Raw genomic sequence first — 17,314 nt, 5'->3', positions numbered from 1 at the left:
CCGGAATCGGACCTAAGCTGCGGGCATTCTGGAGGCATGTCCGAAACGTCGGCCCGATTGCTTCGTCTGTTGTCGCTGTTGCAGACCCACCGCGCGTGGTCCGGCGCCGAGCTCGCCGCCAAGCTCGACGTCACGGCACGCACGGTACGCCGGGATATCGAACGGCTGCGTGGGCTCGGCTATCCGGTGCAAGCCTTGCAGGGAACGGCGGGCTATCGACTAGGCGCCGGTGCGTCGATGCCGCCGCTGCTGCTCGACGACGAGGAGGCGGTGGCCGTCGCGGTCGGTCTGCGGACCACCTCGGGTGGCACCGTCACCGGCATCGAGGACGCCTCGCTGCGGGCGCTGGCCAAGCTGGAACAGGTGCTGCCGTCGCGGCTGCGTCACCGGTTGAGCACCCTGCAGCAGTCGATGGTGCGCGTCGCCGCCGAGGCACCGCGTGTGCCGTCGGAGACGCTGCTGGCGATCGCGGACGCGTGCCGGCGGCAGGAACGCCTGCGGTTCGACTACACCGATCACACGGGCCGTACCTCCGTGCGCGACACCGAACCCGACTCGCTGGTCAATGTCAGCAGGCACTGGTATCTGGTCGCCTGGGACGTCGACCGGGCGGACTGGCGATCGTTCCGCGTCGACCGGCTCCGTCCGCGGATCCCGACCGGCCCGCGCTTCACCCCACGCCCACTGCCCGGCGGTGACGCGGCCACGTATCTGTCGCGCAGGCTCTCGAGCGCGTCGTGGCCGTGGCGCACCATCGTCACCCTGCACCGGCCTGCCACCGAGATAGCCGAACGTCTGTGGCCCGGTACCGGTGTTCTCGAACCGGTCGACGACAAGTCCTGTCTGCTGCATCTCGGCGCGGACTCCCCTGCCTCGCTGGCCTGGATGATCACCGCGCTGGACACCGATTTCACCGTCACCGGCCCACCCGAACTCATCACGGCACTGCGCAGATTGAGTGACCGCTGCCGTGCCGCGATCGATGCACCGGATGCCGACTAGCACCGACTGCCCACCGACGACGCCCTGCCCCAGCACCTCTCACGGCTCGTCGAGGACTTCCTGCAGGCGGGCGGCGAACGCGGCCGGCCCACCGACGAATCCGGTGTGATCACCGGGGAACAACACCGGCTCGATCCCCAATGCCGCCGCCAGCTCTCGCGACGTGCGGTCACAGAACTGCCCGGTCGAGTCTGCGCCGATGCCGACGATCACGCGGGTGGGCGCGGAGCGCAGCAGTGCCAGGTCGGGCACCCAGCTGGTGGTGGCACGCAGTTCATGGTCGAACCAGTGGCGTTCGCTGTCGACCTGTCGTGGGTCGCGGTCACCGCCGAACATTCGCTGCACCTGCGCGTCCGGGATCGCGAAACCGGTCTGGGCGAAGAATTTCCGCCACGCGTCGAGCACGTCGCCGGAGTCGTAGGTGGCGATGATGCCCTCGGTGACGGCGCGCTGGTCCGCCGCGTCGGACAGCAGCTCACGCAGCGGCGGTTCGTGGGCGACGACGGTGGTGACCAGGTCGGGACTGGTCTGGGCGAGCGCCAGCGCGCTGACGGCGCCACCGCTGGAACCGAACACCACCGCCGGACCGGCGTCGAGGTGGGTGATCAGCCGGGCGAGGTCGTCGGCGCGGGCGAGCACCGTCGAATCCTGCCGAGGGTCGTCGAGGGGGCTGGCGAAATGTCCACGTGGGTCGGTGGTCAGCACGGTGTTGGTGGTGGCGAGTTGTTCGGCCAGCGGCGCGAACGCGGCGGCGTTCATCGGCGCACCGACGAGCACGAACAGCGGTCCCGTCCCGCGGACCTCGTAGTACAGGCGGGCATCGGGCACCACGAGGGTGCCGGTAATGATGGCGGAGCTGGCGGTCATCAGACTCTCCCGGATCTCGGCTACAGGTAGCACTCATTGAGACGGTGGCCGATCCGGGAACTCATCGCTCGCCGCGAAAACATTTTCGCGACAGCCGACTCCGCAGGTCAGGATGATTTCGCCGGGGCAAGTCGGGCGAGGACGAGCACCAGAAGACCGCACGCCGCCACCACAGACCACCCGACCCGCGCGCCGTCGATCGGATCTGCCGCGGCGATCAGCCCGCCCGCCACCGCGATACCGACCGCCGCGCCCACCTGCCGAGCGGTGGAGGTGATGCCGCCCGCGACTCCGGCCCGGTCGGCGGGCAGTCCGCTCACCGCGGTGTTGGTGATGGGCGCGTTGGCGAATCCGAATCCGATGCCGACGAGACCGAGGGCGACCAGGAGTACCGCCGTGTCCGTCCCTGCCGCAGCCGTCAACAGCCCACCGGCGGTGAGGAATCCGCCCGCCAGCAGCAGTGGCGGCCGGGCACCGACGCGCCCGACGAGCACTCCCGACAGCGGTGCGCACACCGTCGCGGCCACCGCCAACGGCAGCGTGATCGCGCCCGCCGCGACCGCGCTCATGCCCCGCTCGAGCTGCAGATGCCAGGTGCTCAACAGCAAGGTCGTCGTCAGCGCGACGAACACGACGACCGCGCCGGCCACCGCGGCGGTGAACGGCGGCCGCCGAAACAGCCGCAGATCCATCAACGGTTCGGCCGCCCTGCCCTCGACCCACACGAATCCGCCTGCCGCCACACCGATGCCGAGATAGCCCAGCATCGCCGCGGTCGACGTCCAGCCGATCCGCGGGCCTTCGATGAGCACCGTGATCACCGCCCCGACGACCACGACCAGCAGCACCTGCCCCGCACCGTCGATCCGCCGCGGACGCTGTCCCCGGGATTCGGGAACGACGAGCATCGTCAGCGCGAGGGCGACGACCACGACCGGCACCGCGATCCAGAACACCGATCGCCAGCCGAACCAGTCCACCAGCGCGCCACCGAGCGTCGGCCCGACCGCCATGCTCAGCCCGAACACCGCTGCCCACACCCCGATCGCCCTGGCGCGCTGCCGCGGATCGGTGATCGTGGCCACCACGATCGCCAGCGCCACCGGGCTCAGCATCGAGCCACCGATGCCCTGGGCGATCCTGGCCGCGATCAGCACCTCGACCGTCGGGGCGATCGCGCACGCCGCCGACGCGACACCGAAGACGACCAGCCCGAGCCGGAATACGCGGCGCCTGCCGAACCGGTCGGCGAGCGCGCCGGAGGTGATGAGGAAGCTCGCCAGCGCCAGGGTGTAGGCGTCGACGATCCATTCCAGCCCCTGGGTGCCGACGCGCACGCCGTCGGCGATCGCGGGCAGGGCGACGGTGACGATGGTCGCGTCGAGCCCGACGACGAACAGGCTCAGCGAGCACACGGCCAGCACCGTCCAGGGGTGAACGGCGCCGACCGTGGCGCGCGTGCGGGTGTCGAGCATGGGTTGTCCTCCTCGGATGAAGGCCCGAGTATCGCCACCGCGCATGCGGATTGACCAGAATCGTTGCCGGAACAGCAAATTCGGCCGAACTTAGGCGGCCGCCGCGGCCACCTTCCCTTCCCGCAACGCCATCCGGTCCCCGGTGAACCGGCGCCGCAACTGCCGGTCGTGGGTGACGATCACCAGGGCGCCCCGAAAGTCGTCGAGCGCCTGCTCGAGTTCCTCGACGAGCGCCGGGGCGAGATGGTTGGTCGGTTCGTCGAGCAGCAGCAGGTCGGCGGGTTCGGTGACCAGGCGGGCGATCTCGATGCGCCTGCGCTGCCCGTGGGACAGCTCACCGACCCGCAGCGCGATTTCGGTGGGACGGAACAGGCCGAGGTCGAGCAGGGTGTCCGCGTGGTCGTCGGGGTGGCCCGGTCTGCCGGTGGCGAACGCGGTGAGGACGGTCGCCGACGCCGGGTAGCGGGGTGGTTCCTGCCGCAGCCAGCCCACCCTGCCGGTGATCCGCACGGTCCCGGCATCAGGCTGCAAGTCACCGGCGAGTACTCGCAACAGGGTGGTCTTGCCCGCGCCGTTCGGCCCGGTCACGAGCAACCGCGCGCCGGGTTCGACGCGCAGCGCGGGCAGCGTGAGGCGATCGTCGACGCGGACGCCGGTCAGCTCGGCGACCGGCCCCGTCGGCGCGGCCTCGATCGTGGTCGGCACCGTCGCATGGAATTCCAGCGGATCGATCGGCGCCGCCACCGGATCGGCATGGAGCCGCGCTACCCGCTCTTTGGCATTGCGGATGCGCGACATCGCACCGTGCCCGCGCCCCCGCGCCCGGAACGGTCCGGCGGCGAACACGGCCAGCGGCAGCTTCCGCGGAATCGCTTCGAGCCGGATCACGTTCGATGCGGCCAGTCGCCTGCTGCGGGCCAGTTCGGCCCGCCAGTCCGCGTATTCCTGTGCGGCCCTGCGCCGTTGGGCCGCTTTCGCCGCCAGGTAGCCGGCGTAGCCGTCACCGAAGCGGGCCACCTGCCCGGCCTCGACTTCGAGGATGGTGCTGGTGATCCGTTCCAGGAACACCCGGTCGTGGGTCACCGCGACCACCGTGCCCCGATGCGCGCGCAGCTGCTGTTCGAGCCAGGCGACCGCGGCGTCGTCGAGGTCGTTGGTCGGTTCGTCGAGCAACAGCAGTTCCGGCGCCGAGGCCAGCGTCGCCGCCAGCGCGAGCCGGGCCTTCTCCCCGCCGGACAGGGTCGAGAGCGGGCGGTCCCGGTCGAGTCCGGGCAGCCCGAGCGCGGCCAGGGCGATGTCGACGCGTGCGTCGGCCAGGTAGCCGTCGCGTGCTTCGAACCGGGCGAGCAATGCCGCGTAGTCGTCGAGCAGTGCCGGATCCCCGTGTGCCAGTTGCTGTTCGGTGCTGCGTAGCTGTGCCTCGAGTGCCCGCAGGTCGGCCAGTGCGTGGTCGATGGCCGCGGCGACGGTCGCGGTGCCGAGCAGTTCGAGTACCTGTGGGAGATAGCCGATGCCGCCGGGCGCCGAGACGATCACGCTGCCGTTGTCGGGCTGTTCGGCACCGGCGAGCAGCCGCAGCAGGGTCGACTTGCCTGAACCGTTCTCGCCGATCACGCCGACCGTTTCACCGGGTGCGATCGACAACGACACGGTGTCCACAACGGTGGTGGCGTCGTAGCGCTTGGTCACGTCGTGGAGGGTGAGTTGGGCGGTGCTGGTCATGTCAGCTCCTGTTCTCGGCCCGCGCGAGGCCGCACGAAAGGCCCCATGCCGGGGCTGGATCGAGGGAAACGCACGCGGACCGAGCGGGGTGGCGTGCGGCGGCGGAACGCGGAGCTCAGCTCTACGCGTTCGGCGCGATCACAAGAACAGGAAACCGATACCCATGAGGTCTCCGACCATAACGACAGTCCGCTCGGTTCGCCACCCCCTTCTTCCGTGGCTGGAAACACGCGTGCCGCGCAGCTGTGGAGCTGCGCGGCACTCGGTGAGCAGTCGATCAGTTGTAGGAGTTCGCGACTCCGTCGAGCAGGTGCTCGAGTGTGTCGTAGGCGGGTGCGTCGACCACGTCGATCAGATCGGCGGGCACCGGCACATTCCGTTCGGTGGCGATGGCCGTGAACTGGGCGTTGTCGCCGGTGCGGAAGCCGTGCTCGGCGGCCAGACGCCGCAGCTCGGGGTTCTCGGTGAGCAGCTTGCCGATCACGTCACCGGTGTCGGTCAGCGGGACAAGGGTGTGGCTCGACAGCACCGTCGGGGTCGGGTAGGTCAGCACCATGTCCGGCTTGATCCGGCCCGCACCCGCGGCCTCGACGAACTGGGCTTCGTAGATGCACACCAGCGGTGTCGGGCCCATCCCGTTGGTGAGGTACTGGGTGAACGGCCCTTCGCTGCTGTTGTCGGTGTAGCCCTGGGCGAGAAACAGTTTCGACAGGGCGGGCAGCACATGCTGCTCTGCGGTGGCGCCGCGCACGATGGTGTGGTCGTTGGCGACGTAGCTCGCGATCGACAGGTACATGGCGGCGGAGTTGGAGCTGCGCGGGTCGGTGGTCGAGACCAGGATGTTCTTGGCGACCGGGTAGGTGGTGTTGCCGGGCAGGTCGTCCCACTGCACGCCGGTGCCCGCGAGTTCCAGGTACCGGTTCATGTCGAAGGTCGCGACCGGGCCGGGCTTGATCACCCCGGCCGCGGTCAGCAGGTCCGCGATCGGCCGATAGGTGGCGATCGCGATCGGCGAGGAGAACGGCGTGTACTTGGCGGTGATGTTGCGCTGCCGCTGGATCCGTTCGGCGGCGGGGCTGCTCGACGGGAACGCGAAGTCGTAGCGCCCGAGGTCGACGGTCGTCGCGATCTGGCGCGACCCGGCCGGCTCGACCTCCACCTTCACCCCGTTGTCGGCGAGCACCTTCACCACGCGCTCGTCCTGGAAGAACGCCATCTTCTCCGAGCCGACGACTCCGCGCACGATGGTCGCGGCCGCGACGGGCGTCTCGGCGGCGGGTGCGTCCGCACCGCCCGGCAGCAGGATCACCCCGGCCGCGACCGCGGCGACGACGGTGACCGCACCGATCGACAGCGGTAGCACGCCACGCCTGCTCACCAAGCTCCTGCGCTCCCCGTCGGTTTCGGGCGCAGTGGCCGGTGCCGGGTCCGGGTCCGGGGTGGTGGCGCGGACGGTGGTCGCGGGCGCGGGCACCCGGACGGTCGGATCGGGATCGGCGAGTTCGGTGCGCACGATCCGCTCGACCAGGATCGGCACGAACTCCCGGATCGGCTTGCCCGCGAACCGATGATGCGCGGCGCCTACCGCCGAGGTCACCTGGTCGGCGGGGACGTTATCGGACAGGTCTTCGACCAGACTCTCGGTCATGCGCCGCATGGCCAGCTCTTCACGCTGGACGGTATCGGCGGCTTCGCCGGGGGTTACACGCGACACCACAATTCTCCTGGGCTCACATCGGGCTGCGGACGCGGCGCGCCGACCGGGCCCTCCCGTGCGCACGCCGCGGGCCACGCTACCGGCGCGCAGCACAGTTGCCCCAGCTGTGAACGGCCTGGCACGCAGAGTTCAGCACCCGCTCCGCTGCCCGCAACATCACGTTGTCCGGGCGTTCGCGTAAACATCGAATCCCGCACTGCCAGTGTGGGATTCGCTACTCTCTATTCGGTGGCGGCCGGTCGGTGGATCACCGCGGTTCCGGTCGGCGCCTGCCGTGCGGCGCGCAGTGCCGTGTTCAGCATCCCACCGGCGAGCAGTTCCAGCACGCCGATCACGAGCAGCGCGCTCCCGGTGACCGTGGCCAGCCCGGTGACGGTCTGAAACTTCATGGCGATCATCGTGATCCCGATCGCCGCCGTGCCGAGTCCGCAGATTTCGTGCAGCCAGCCGTCGGTGACGCCGGCGTCCCAGGCCGCGACCAGCGCCTGCACGATGCCGCGGATCGCCCAGCCGATCCCGATCCACAGCGCGAGCAGTTCGATGTTGCCGCCTTCGAAGGCCAGCATCGCCAGGATGACGGTGAGCGCGGCACTGACCAGAACCAGTCCCCGCAGCAGCAACGCGATCCGCGCCCGCACCGCCAGATACGCCTGCAGGGCCGCACTGAGCAGCAGCGACGTGCCGAACAGGACGGCCAGCGTGGATTGGCTGCGGGCGGGCCACAGCAGTGTCGCGATGCCGAGAACGACCGAGCACCCGCCGGCGATCAGCATCGCCTGCCGGGTTCGGTCACGCGCCGGTTTCCCCTCCCCGTCATACACGGGCATGGCCCCACAATAGGCCCGCACCATCGGATAGCCGTAGATTTGCCCGGGCGCGCCGCCCGTCGGGTGTTCACGTCAACCGATTCCGCAGATAGGGCGCGGTCCGGCTGGTGGTGTCGGCCGCGATCTGTTCCGGTGTCCCCGAGCACCTCGGCGATCGTGGTGTCGCGGTAGCGGATCTCGAGGGTGTCCGCGACTCCGCGTAGAGGGTGCCGAACGCCGGCGACGACTTGCCTGAGCCGGACACACCGGTGAACGCGACCAGGGCATTCTTGGGCCTATCCGCATCGACATCACGCAGATTGTGGACTCGGGCGCCACGCACCCGAACCAAGGGATCGACCTCGCGCGAATCCACGGCTACCCACGCTACGCGTCCGGCACCGGGCACACGCTGCGTCTTTGCTGGCGCGTCAGAAGAACCAGCCGAGTTCGGGCGCGCGGTCGGTGGTGAACGCTGCGTCGAAGTCCCGCAGCGCGGCGGGCGCATCGACCCGGATCCGATGCGCGGCGGCGAGGTTCTTGGCCCGATGCGCGCCGAAGTACAGGGCGCCGAGCACGTTGATGTCGAAGCCGAGCTCGGCGGGCAGGGTGGTGGGTTCACATTCGGCGATGCCGTCGCGAATTCGCAGCGCGAAGGTGCCGCCCGCCGACCGGAACGGATCGTGCACCGACAGCACCGTGTCGACGTCGTGGCGGTAGGTGCGCGCGGTCAGGGCTGCGGGAACGTCCATGAGCCGCGCCCACAGCGCGTCCCCGCGATCGGTCATCCGAACGGCCCGTGGGTCGGTGAGCAGGTACGGCAGCGGATCGTCGTCGGCGATCTCGACTTCCACCGCGTCGATCAGGTCCATGCCGAGCAGCACCCGCCACAACGCGGCGTGGGCGTCGGGGGTGAGGGCCCGGTACTCCCACACGATCGCGACGGACCGCTGATCGTGGTAGCGCCGCCGGTACAGGGCGTAGCCGTCGGGGTGGATCAGCGCGAACAGCGAGGTGGCGCCGCCGCGCTGGCGCTCCACATCGGCGAAGAACAGGTCCCACTTGGGTTCGGGCCGCACCTGCGCGCCGGGCACCGTCCGCTGCCAGCGCTCGTACACCTGCTGGACATGCGGTGCGGCCTCGGCGAGCGTCACCAACGAGACACCGCCGGGATCGGGTGTGGTCGAACGGAATTCGGCCCGCCGCCGATCGATGGAGATCCGGGTGGTGAGGATCGCCGTGTCGTACCCGAACCGACCGTAGATCGTGCCCTCGCTGGCGGTGAAGATCGTCAGCGGCAGCCCGTCGGCCTCGGTCCGCTCGTGCTGCGCGGCATACAGTTCCCGCAGGATCCCACGCCGCCGATGCGTCGGCGCGACCGCCACCCCGGACACACCGCACGCCTGGACGGTGCGCTCCCCCGGCACGGTCACCGTCATCGTCAGATCGACAGTGTGCCCCACGATCCGATCACCGTCGACCGCGACCAGCGACCGCTCGACCGGAAACAACTTCCCCAGGAACCGGTGTTCGTCCTCTCCGAATCGCACCCCGAACCCGGCCTCCTGCAACCCGATGATCGCGGCCCGATCCTCGCCGGTAGCCGACCGCACAGTGAAGCTCTTCGCCGATGCCATCCCCGTACCATCCCACGCCCACCCACCCCCGCACATCCCATTTTCCGCCTGCCCGGCCACCGCCTCGACCTACCTGCACTAGGTGGGCTATGTCCGTCCGAGCATTGCGCGCAGGTCCGGGAGGGTGCCGATGCGCTGGGTGGTGGGGCGGCCGGGGGCTGGGGTTTGTGGTGAGCCGGTGGTGCGCAGGAGGGACCTGATCTGGTCCGGCGTGGCGCGGCCCGCACCGGATGCTCGCATGCCCTGATAGGCGGCGATGGCGCCGACGACGATCGGGGATGCGCTCGAGGTACCGCTGAATTCGTCGGTGTACCAGAGGTCTTCGTCGGCGCCGCCTTGGAGGTCGCCGTAGCCGGTGGTGGTGACCTCACGGCCCCAGCCCTGGACATCCAGGCGGGCACCGTAATTGGAGAACGGGAGCCGGGAGCGGGCGGGGCCGTGGTCGCGGCCGTGCAGGCCCGGTGGTGGGGCGCCCGCGCCGACGAGGACGGCGCCGGAGTCGGTGTCGCCGCCACGGAACGGGTTGTGCCAGGTCGCGGGAAAGTCGCCGGGGCGCGCGTCGTAGACGGGATCGTCGAGGTTCTCGTTCCCGTTGCCTGCGGCCTCGACGACGATGATGCCGCGGCCGACGGCGTATCGGATGGCGGCGAAATCGTCGGGCCACCATTCGACGGCGATGTAGCCGCGCTGGTCGGGTTGACTCCGGTAGTCGAATCGGGGTCCGGGGCGGTGCAGTTCGATGAGCAGGACGTCACCGGGGTCGAGGGCATCGGCCGCCGAGCGGATCGCGGTGGCCGAGCCGGTCCCGAAGATCGAGATCGCCCTGATGTGAGCTTCGGGCGCGATCCCGGTGATACCGAAGCCATTGTGATCGCCGCTGATCTCTCCTGCGACGGCGGTGCCGTGGTTGCGCCAGCCGATGTCGGCCGAGGAGGTTCCGCCGATCACGCCGCCTTGGTTCTGCCGCAGGTCTTCGTGGGTGAATCGCCAGGCACCCTCGACATCGATCACCCGCACCCCGGTGCCGAGCCCACCGGGCCGGGTATGGGCCCACGCCGCGTCGATCCCGGTCGGCGCGGCGTCCAGATAGCCCTGCCTGCTGCGGTAATCGGGTGTCACGGCAGGCGCGTCCGGTGCGACGGTGTTCTCGGCCAGTGGTGCGAGGGGCGGTTCGGCCGCGGGCTTCACATAGGCGGCGGCGACGGTGTCGTCGTGGCGAAGCCGGTCCGCGAGTGCCGCGAGATCGCTCACCGCACCACGCACCGAGTAGTAGCTGAGGTACTCCCCGGCGACCGCGGCCTGCGGTGTGTCGGCCAGTCTCGCCGCCAGCCGGTTTTCCGGACCGAAGATCGGAACCAGGTGCGCGTCGGCGGGGAGCAGTTCGTCGACGTGGGTGCGCACGGAACGGTTCTCACGCAGCGCGATCGGCGTGATCTCGGTGGCGGTCGGCGTGGTGACGACGACCAGTTCGGCCGGCGAGACCGCGGGGCCGGGCACCCCTGGTCGCCGCTGCCTGCTGGGTCGAGCGGTGGAAGCCATGGCTACCAGTGAACAGTGCGCCGGGCCGAGCCGCCACCGTTGCGCCACAACCGGATTCGCGACACGCCCGACCCCCGCCGCGAACCTGGTCGCACCGAGCAGATCGGCCTCGATTCGCAGGCGTCGGTGGTCACTCGCCCGCAGGTTGTCGCGTCCGGCTCGCCAGCAGTTCGTCGAGTTGACGTTCGGCACGTTCGGCGCGCGCGAGGGTCTGCTGACGGGCGTCGTCCAGCGCGGCCGATCGTTGCGCGGTCTCGGTCCGCAGTTGGTCGAGCGCGGCCGCCGATTCGACGCGCCGTTGTTCGGCCTCCGCCGCGGTGGTGCGGCGAAGCTCGGCGAGCTCGGCGCGGGTGCGATCGAGTTCGGTTCGGGTGGTGTCGAGTTCGGTCCGAGCGCGGCGCCATTCCTCGCGGGCTTCGGCCGCGGCTTCCACCCGTTCGGCGGTGGCTTGTTCGGCGCGTTCGGTGGCTCGGTCGGCGTCGGCGGCCCGTTGGATCGCCAGATCCCGTTCGGCGTTCGCGGCGGCGATCCGCGCTTCGGCATCCCGGCGTTGGTGCGCGACCTCGGCATCGGCCTGCTGCTGGACGCGTGCGATGCTGTCGGCCGCGTGCTGCCGTGCGGTATCGACCTCGTCGTCCGCTTTCCGTTGCGCGGCACGCACTTCGGCTTCGGCCTCGCTGCGCGCGGCGAAGACGTCGTCGGCCGCCTGTTTGCTCAGCTGCTCCACCGAGGCCAGTACTTCATCCCTGGCGGCGAGCGCTTCCGTCACCGCCTGTTCGGCTTCTTCGGCGGCGAGCGCCGCCTCCTGCGCCACCGATTCGGCCAGTGCCCGCCCTTCCTCGGCATCCCGTCGCGCCTGTTCGGCAGTGACGGTAGCCATCTCGGCCTCGGCGATCCGCCGCGCTGCATCCGCCTGCACCGCCTGGACCTGCGCTTCCGCCACCGACGGGTCCCCCAGTGTCTGCAGCTCCACGACTGCCGCATTGAGCGTGGTCCCCAATTGTTCGGCGAGCCCACGGAACTGACCGAGCAGCTCGTCGGCCCGCAACCGTGCCACCGTCACCGGCCCCTGAGTCGTCACAGTGACGGAATCCCCCGCACTCTCCGACTCCTGTTGCAACCGTTGCCGTTCACGCCAGGCGCGCCATCGCGTGTGGTCCGGGTGATCGCAGTACTCGGACGGACGACCCGGGCCACCGCCGCGGGTAATGGGACGGGCACAGCCCGGATAGTTGCAGACGCTCGACACGGGAGAATCGTAACGTTGGTTTCGTCGTCTACCTACGAATTAGACGAAACGAAAACCGTGTCGGCCGTTGAGGACTCGAATCGCCAGGGTCGCCAGCTGACCGCCGATAAGTGAACATTATCGGCGGTCAGACACCTAGCTCGTTGCCGAACACCTCGGATTATTTCCGTTTCCGTTTGGTTGGAACCAACGCTACGAATCTACAACGGAAGGCCGCGGAAACTGTGCTCGGTGGTACGGGCGTCCACAACAGCGCCGACACGCAAGGCCTGGTACGGATGCCACACCTAACGCCAAACGCTGTGCGCTGACCACCGCGAGTGTCGAGACCGCGGTGCGGGTCATGGACTACGACGCTCACTTGTTCACCGACGCTGAGACAGGCGAAGGCGCGATTGTCTATTGGGCTGGTCCGCTCGGTGTGCGCCTGGCACGCCAACATCGGATGCAGCCGCCGGCTCACAGGTGTGCGCCCCGAACTGCTGTCGACGGTGCCGACCGGCGGCCAGAATGGCCGAAGCGGTCGATACCTCGACCTCACATCAGGGATTCCGGTTGATTATTCGCCCGTGACCGGTCCATAAATCGCATCTCTGGACTGCCACGCGGTCATGCAGGGTAATCGCGAGCCAAGGCAACGGGGCCGTCCACAGCTGATCGAAGGCCAGCTGTTGCGTCTGCGAAGTAGCGCACGGCACCACTGGCCGTGACCCGCACACGCCAGCTACTGGTACGGAAATACCTGGCAGCGGCCATCGCCCGGTCGAGCCCGTCGAGGTCGGCCGACATGTCCGGACCCAGTTGCAGTGTCCTGGACCAGCTTGCGCTGGTGCGGCCGCAGAGAGTTCCGTCGACGGCATGGTCGAAATAGACCTCGCAGCAGTAGACATCGATTGCAGCATCTCCGATGTCGAGCCGGGCGATGACATACAGATCAGCCCGCGCCGTCACCGCCGACGTCCGATACCGACGTCGAGAAGCCACATCGTCAACGGGTCATCAATGGCGGAGTCGGATCCGCAACAAATCAGACCGAACAGTCCTACAATTGCCAACTGAAACCTCCGATCGTGAGGTGCGAAGCGTTTCACGGACCCCGATCCCACCACCGCAACTTTCGGGCAAATAGAGGACTAAGTCCTTTGGAATTGGGCACAAGGTTACAAGCAGCCGATCATGCTGACCGAAAATCCTCCACGCAATATCGCCGCCATGGACGAGATGACCGCCGACCTCAACAGCGAAGGCACCCTCGAAGGACTCGAATCCGCCCGCGCCCGCGTCGGCGGACGCCCCACCTCGAACGCCCAGCACCATCCCCCCGAGCTGATGGCCTGACCAGTAACTACACCAGATCCGTTGTTTCCGCGCCGCTTCTGCCGGAACCCCCGGGAGGCCTGATCCCCGACTCCAGCACTCGTGCTGTTCATCGGTAGACGTATTTGCCCAGCACCCTTTGCAATTCGATCAGGTCCGGATTCGAGAACAGCCATTGCCGCTCGTTCGGCGCGAACCGCACCACTATCGGGCACCCGCGGTAAGCGTCCCCGAGAATGACCTCGGTGCCCAGCAGCTTTGCCGACTTCGCCTCGTAGACCTTGGCAACGTATCGCCCACGGAACAGCGGTAACCGCTTATCCCCGGCGAATTCGCAGGCCTGGATCAGCTCGCCGCCGTCCTGGCTGGTTCCCAGACATACAACAAGCTGATATCTGAGCGGGTCCGACTGGTTCATCCACTCGGGAGGTTGCAGCGGCGTATTCCAAATCGCGCCGTACTCGTTGTCGAATACCGCGACCGGATGCGGTGCGGGACCGGCGTAAGCGTCCGCCGCCGGATAGAAGCCTGGTTGTGGGAAGCACGGTTGGTTCATGCTCCCGATGCCGAGCGGCTGTGCACTGACGGCCGTCGGGATCCCGGGCGCGCTGGTCGCCACGCCCGTGGTTCCTCGAGACTCTCCACAGCCGACGAGTGCCATCATCACCGATGCCGCTACCGCCCATCGGAGGACGAATCGACCCTTCTTCGCTGTCACGCGCATTCTTGTGCTTTCTTGCTGCCACGCCGAGGTATTCCAAGTGGCAGGTTAGCCCCCGGGCGGTCGGCTGCGGCGCTCGGCTGAAACAGCACCCCCGGTGTCGAATCAGGCGGCCCACCTCGGATTCCGGTTCACCGATACCCTCGCGCAATCCGGCCTGCTCACCATGGCCCTGCCGCACGTGGAACTTCCCGACGTGCCGGACCCCTACATCGACAGTGACGATGGGGCGGTGGTGATGATCGGGTTGACCGACGCCGAGATCCCGGACGCGGTCACCGGCCCACTGTCCCCGATCCGGCTGGTCAACCTCAAACTTCTCACCCGCGCCGAAGGCCGCTTCTGCGCGAGTCACCCGGAAGGCAGCACCTACGCCCGCCGCGAGGTGGCGCGACGGCTCGTCGTACAGGGGCGCCCGCTCTACTCAGGCCTGGACCGGCCATCGGTCGTCTGACGTCCGACTCCCGCGAACCCACCGAACTGACATCGAATCGGGACATCGCATCTGCGGCGACCTCTTCTCGTGAACTTTCCGACTGTGAGGCGACACGGGTGGGTTCCGGCGCCGGAAGCGTGAACTCCACCGTCAGCCGACGAGTTCGGGTGGCACTCGTGCCGCGCACTCCGCCCTACACGTGAATGATGTTGCGCGAGAGCAGTTCCGGTATGAGTATCGAGTGGATTTGGTCGGGGTTTGTTCCCGCACATGGCGGGGACAGTGGTAGAAGGTGTTTGTCACGAGGACGGCGGTGTCGGCATCAACGCCAGAGCGCGGGTGGATGCAGTGGCATGCCCTGATTGCGGGGTGGCGTCGGCGTCGGTACACAGCCGCTGAATGCCATGCAACCGGCGGATCTCCGCCCAGTCCTCCACCTCAGCCGTCGCGGCGGAACAGCACGCCTAGAGCGCGGACCCGGGCGGCGGCAGCCGCAAGGTCGCCATCGCCCCACCACCAGCGACCGGTTCGATAGTCGCCGTGCCACTGTGTAGTTCGGCGATCCAGGCCACCAGCGCCAGCCCGATGCCGCTGCCACGCCCACCGGTGACGCCACGTTCGAACGGATTCGACGACAGCTGTGGCGCCAGCCCGGTGCCGTGGTCGCGCACGTTCACCCGCCCCTCACCGACGTACACCTCGACGGGCGCGCGCGGATTCACCGAGCCGTGGGTGAGCGCGTTCTCCACCAGATTGCGGATGGCCAAGCTCAGCAGGCTCGGATCACCCACCACTACAGTCGGATTCGCGTGCAGCACGATATTGGCACCGTCGAACTCGTCGATCACCGATTCGGTGAGCTGGTCGAGCAGCAATTGCACCCGTTCCATTCTGGTGACGCCGGACTGCATCCGGGCGCGCGTGAGCAGCCCGGCCACCACCCGCTCCATCCTGGCGCCGAGCGCTCTTGCGTTGTCCACCACCTGCTCGGCTTCCGCCGCCGAACGAGGGCGCGGCGCGGTGACGAGACGGTGGGTGGCCAGTGGGGTGCGCAGCTCGTGCGCGGCGTCACCGAGGAAACGTTCCTGCTCGTCGAGCATCGCCAGCGCCTGCCGCATGCTCCGTCCCGACAGCAGATGCCCGGCCACCCCGGCCGCCATCGCCATGGTGACACCACCGACGACCAACGCCCACAGCAACAGTGCGCGCCCACGGTCCCAGCCATCGGGATCGCCGCCGGTGATCAGCACGGCCTCGCGATCGGAGTCCTCCCAGCCGAACGCGGCTGCGGCCAATCGCGCGTCGCGCCCAGCGCTGTCGATGGAGTCCCGATAGACGGTCTCGCCTTGCTCGCGCAGCGCGGCGTCGGCCATGGCGGCGATCCCGCTCTCCGCGGGCATGTGCGAGCGCAGATGGCCGTAGTGCACCGTCCACCCACCGGTGTCCTGCGGGGTCACCACCAGGATCGCGATCTTGCCGCCGACCAGCTCCTGGCCGGGCAGCTCCGAGGTGTCGACCTCGTCGTCATCGTCGAGATAGACCCGCGGCGCGAGCCCGGTCAGCACCCGGTCGAGCTCGCTGTCCAGGGCGTCGTCGCGGGAGCGAGCGTCGATCACCGCGACGCCGACACTGAGGACGATGAGGCAGATGGCAGTGATGGCGGTGATCAGCAGGGTGAGCTGATTGCGGGTGCGGCGCAGACGTGCCACCGCGGGCCGCGGATCGGAGGTCGAGATCAGCGTGCGCATGCCGCCCCGCCGAGAACAAAACCCGCGCCGCGAACCGTTTCGATCACCTGCGGCGACCCCAGTTTACGACGCAGACCAGCCATGACGGCGTCCACGACATTGGAATTGGGCTCGGCCATCTCGTCCCAGCAGGCCTCGATCAGTTCCGACCTGGTCACCACCGTGCCCACCCGCGCGGCGAGCAGCTCCAGCACCGCGAACTCCTTCGGTGTCAGCGTGCGCAGAATCCCGCCGCGCTGGACCCGGCGACGGGGCAGATCGATGTCGATGTCGCCCAGCACAACTCGCGTCGGCGCGGGATTGTCGCGGCGCCTGCACAGCGCCCGCACCCGAGCCGCCAGTTCGGCGAGTGCGAAGGGCTTGGTGAGGTAGTCGTCGGCGCCGTGCTCGAATCCCGCTATGCGGTCGGACAACCCGTCACGGGCGGTGAGCACCAGCGCAGGTACCCGGTAGCCCGCAGAACGATAGGCGGCGATCAACTGCACACCGTCGCCGTCGGGCATACCCCGGTCCACGACGAGCACGTCATATCGATTCACCGAGATGTTCATATCCGCGTCGACGAGGCTCTGCGCCAGATCGACCGCGAATCCGGCTTTTCGCAGCCCGGTCGCGATCTGTTGACCCAGCTTCTCGTCGTCCTCCACCACCAACACACGCACGAGCAGCGACGGTAGCCCACCCCCCGCCGCATTTCCATCATGAAATTCTCATGGTCGATCACATGGAATGGGCTCAGCCCGGGAGCCACCGGGTTGGTACGAAAGGAAAGCCATGAAGATCAAGACCGCGATCGCCGCCTCCGCCATCGCCCTGGGCTCCATCGCCGCGGGTGCAGGGCTGGCCAACGCCGCCCCGCTGGCGCACACCGGCTGGGTCGGCAACTACGCCACTTTCGAAGCGTGCGCTGCCGACGGCAACTCGCCGGTCACCGGCGGCTCGCAGTGGGAGTGCGTCGAGGTCATCGGCGGCTGGGATCTGTACACCTACTGATCCCCCCCGCTCACCGCGGCCCTCGATGTCGACTCCCCGAGACATCGAGGGCCGTTTGCCGTTGTCCCGGCCGCTCGTCCGGTCA

16 protein-coding genes are annotated in these 17,314 nt (G+C 68.7%); 4 read left to right on the top strand and 12 right to left on the bottom strand.

The annotated features are described in order from the left end of the window. The first annotated feature begins 36 nt into the window (after nt 1–36). Nucleotides 37–1,002 (top strand): helix-turn-helix transcriptional regulator, encoded by a 966-nt coding sequence (locus ACWF9G_RS02830; protein WP_452513215.1) that lies wholly within the window; start codon nt 37–39, stop codon nt 1,000–1,002. Nucleotides 1,003–1,041: 39 nt separating this feature from the next. Here ACWF9G_RS02830 and ACWF9G_RS02825 read toward each other — a convergent pair whose 3' ends face one another. The 9 genes from ACWF9G_RS02825 to ACWF9G_RS02785 form a co-directional block, all read right to left on the bottom strand. Then, nucleotides 1,042–1,869 (bottom strand): alpha/beta fold hydrolase, encoded by an 828-nt coding sequence (locus ACWF9G_RS02825; RefSeq protein WP_452513213.1) that lies wholly within the window; start codon nt 1,867–1,869, stop codon nt 1,042–1,044. Between the two features lie 107 nt (nt 1,870–1,976). Further along, nucleotides 1,977–3,344, bottom strand: a complete 1,368-nt coding sequence (locus ACWF9G_RS02820; RefSeq protein ID WP_452513212.1) for an MFS transporter — start codon at nt 3,342–3,344, stop codon at nt 1,977–1,979. A 90-nt stretch (nt 3,345–3,434) separates the two neighbouring features. Further along, nucleotides 3,435–5,066 (bottom strand): TlrC/CarA/OleB/SrmB family ABC-F type ribosomal protection protein, encoded by a 1,632-nt coding sequence (locus ACWF9G_RS02815; protein ID WP_452513210.1) that lies wholly within the window; start codon nt 5,064–5,066, stop codon nt 3,435–3,437. A 277-nt stretch (nt 5,067–5,343) separates the two neighbouring features. Beyond that, the gene (locus tag ACWF9G_RS02810) at nt 5,344–6,780 is read right to left on the bottom strand and encodes a three-helix bundle dimerization domain-containing protein (RefSeq protein ID WP_452513208.1); all 1,437 of its coding nucleotides are present in this window, start codon (nt 6,778–6,780) and stop codon (nt 5,344–5,346) included. A 224-nt stretch (nt 6,781–7,004) separates the two neighbouring features. After that, a complete protein-coding gene (locus ACWF9G_RS02805; protein ID WP_452513206.1) occupies nt 7,005–7,610 on the bottom strand; it encodes an HdeD family acid-resistance protein in 606 nt (201 codons plus the stop codon). Nucleotides 7,611–8,020: 410 nt separating this feature from the next. Then, entirely contained in the window at nt 8,021–9,226 is a 1,206-nt protein-coding gene (locus ACWF9G_RS02800; protein WP_452513204.1) for a GNAT family N-acetyltransferase, read from the bottom strand. Nucleotides 9,227–9,313: 87 nt separating this feature from the next. Then, entirely contained in the window at nt 9,314–10,765 is a 1,452-nt protein-coding gene (locus ACWF9G_RS02795) for a S8 family peptidase (RefSeq protein WP_452513202.1), read from the bottom strand. Nucleotides 10,766–10,895: 130 nt separating this feature from the next. Then, nucleotides 10,896–11,846, bottom strand: a complete 951-nt coding sequence (locus ACWF9G_RS02790; protein ID WP_452513200.1) for a hypothetical protein — start codon at nt 11,844–11,846, stop codon at nt 10,896–10,898. 777 nt (nt 11,847–12,623) lie between these two features. Continuing rightward, complete coding sequence (locus ACWF9G_RS02785; protein ID WP_452513199.1) at nt 12,624–12,965, bottom strand: hypothetical protein; 342 nt, start codon at nt 12,963–12,965, stop codon at nt 12,624–12,626. 225 nt (nt 12,966–13,190) lie between these two features. On the opposite strand from ACWF9G_RS02785, the gene ACWF9G_RS02780 reads away from it, so the two are divergent. Next, the gene (locus ACWF9G_RS02780; RefSeq protein ID WP_452513197.1) at nt 13,191–13,352 is read left to right on the top strand and encodes a hypothetical protein; all 162 of its coding nucleotides are present in this window, start codon (nt 13,191–13,193) and stop codon (nt 13,350–13,352) included. An 88-nt stretch (nt 13,353–13,440) separates the two neighbouring features. Here the strand turns inward: ACWF9G_RS02780 and ACWF9G_RS02775 are convergent, their stop codons facing one another. Then, nucleotides 13,441–13,950: a hypothetical protein gene (locus ACWF9G_RS02775; protein ID WP_452513195.1), complete on the bottom strand. Its 510-nt coding sequence runs from the start codon at nt 13,948–13,950 to the stop codon at nt 13,441–13,443. Nucleotides 13,951–14,149: 199 nt separating this feature from the next. On the opposite strand from ACWF9G_RS02775, the gene ACWF9G_RS02770 reads away from it, so the two are divergent. After that, the gene (locus ACWF9G_RS02770; RefSeq protein WP_452513193.1) at nt 14,150–14,506 is read left to right on the top strand and encodes a hypothetical protein; all 357 of its coding nucleotides are present in this window, start codon (nt 14,150–14,152) and stop codon (nt 14,504–14,506) included. A gap of 446 nt (nt 14,507–14,952) precedes the next feature. Here ACWF9G_RS02770 and ACWF9G_RS02765 read toward each other — a convergent pair whose 3' ends face one another. Continuing rightward, entirely contained in the window at nt 14,953–16,236 is a 1,284-nt protein-coding gene (locus tag ACWF9G_RS02765; protein WP_452513191.1) for a sensor histidine kinase, read from the bottom strand. Continuing rightward, entirely contained in the window at nt 16,224–16,898 is a 675-nt protein-coding gene (locus ACWF9G_RS02760) for a response regulator (RefSeq protein WP_452513189.1), read from the bottom strand. The genes ACWF9G_RS02765 and ACWF9G_RS02760 overlap by 13 nt, the downstream gene beginning before the upstream one ends. Nucleotides 16,899–17,010: 112 nt before the next feature. Between ACWF9G_RS02760 and ACWF9G_RS02755 the strand changes: the two genes are divergently transcribed. Next, a complete protein-coding gene (locus ACWF9G_RS02755) occupies nt 17,011–17,229 on the top strand; it encodes a hypothetical protein (RefSeq protein WP_452513187.1) in 219 nt (72 codons plus the stop codon). The last annotated feature ends 85 nt before the right edge of the window (nt 17,230–17,314 follow it).

It is taken from the genome of Nocardia sp. NPDC055029, from assembly GCF_053608525.1.
This window is presented reverse-complemented; position numbering and strand designations above follow the sequence as displayed.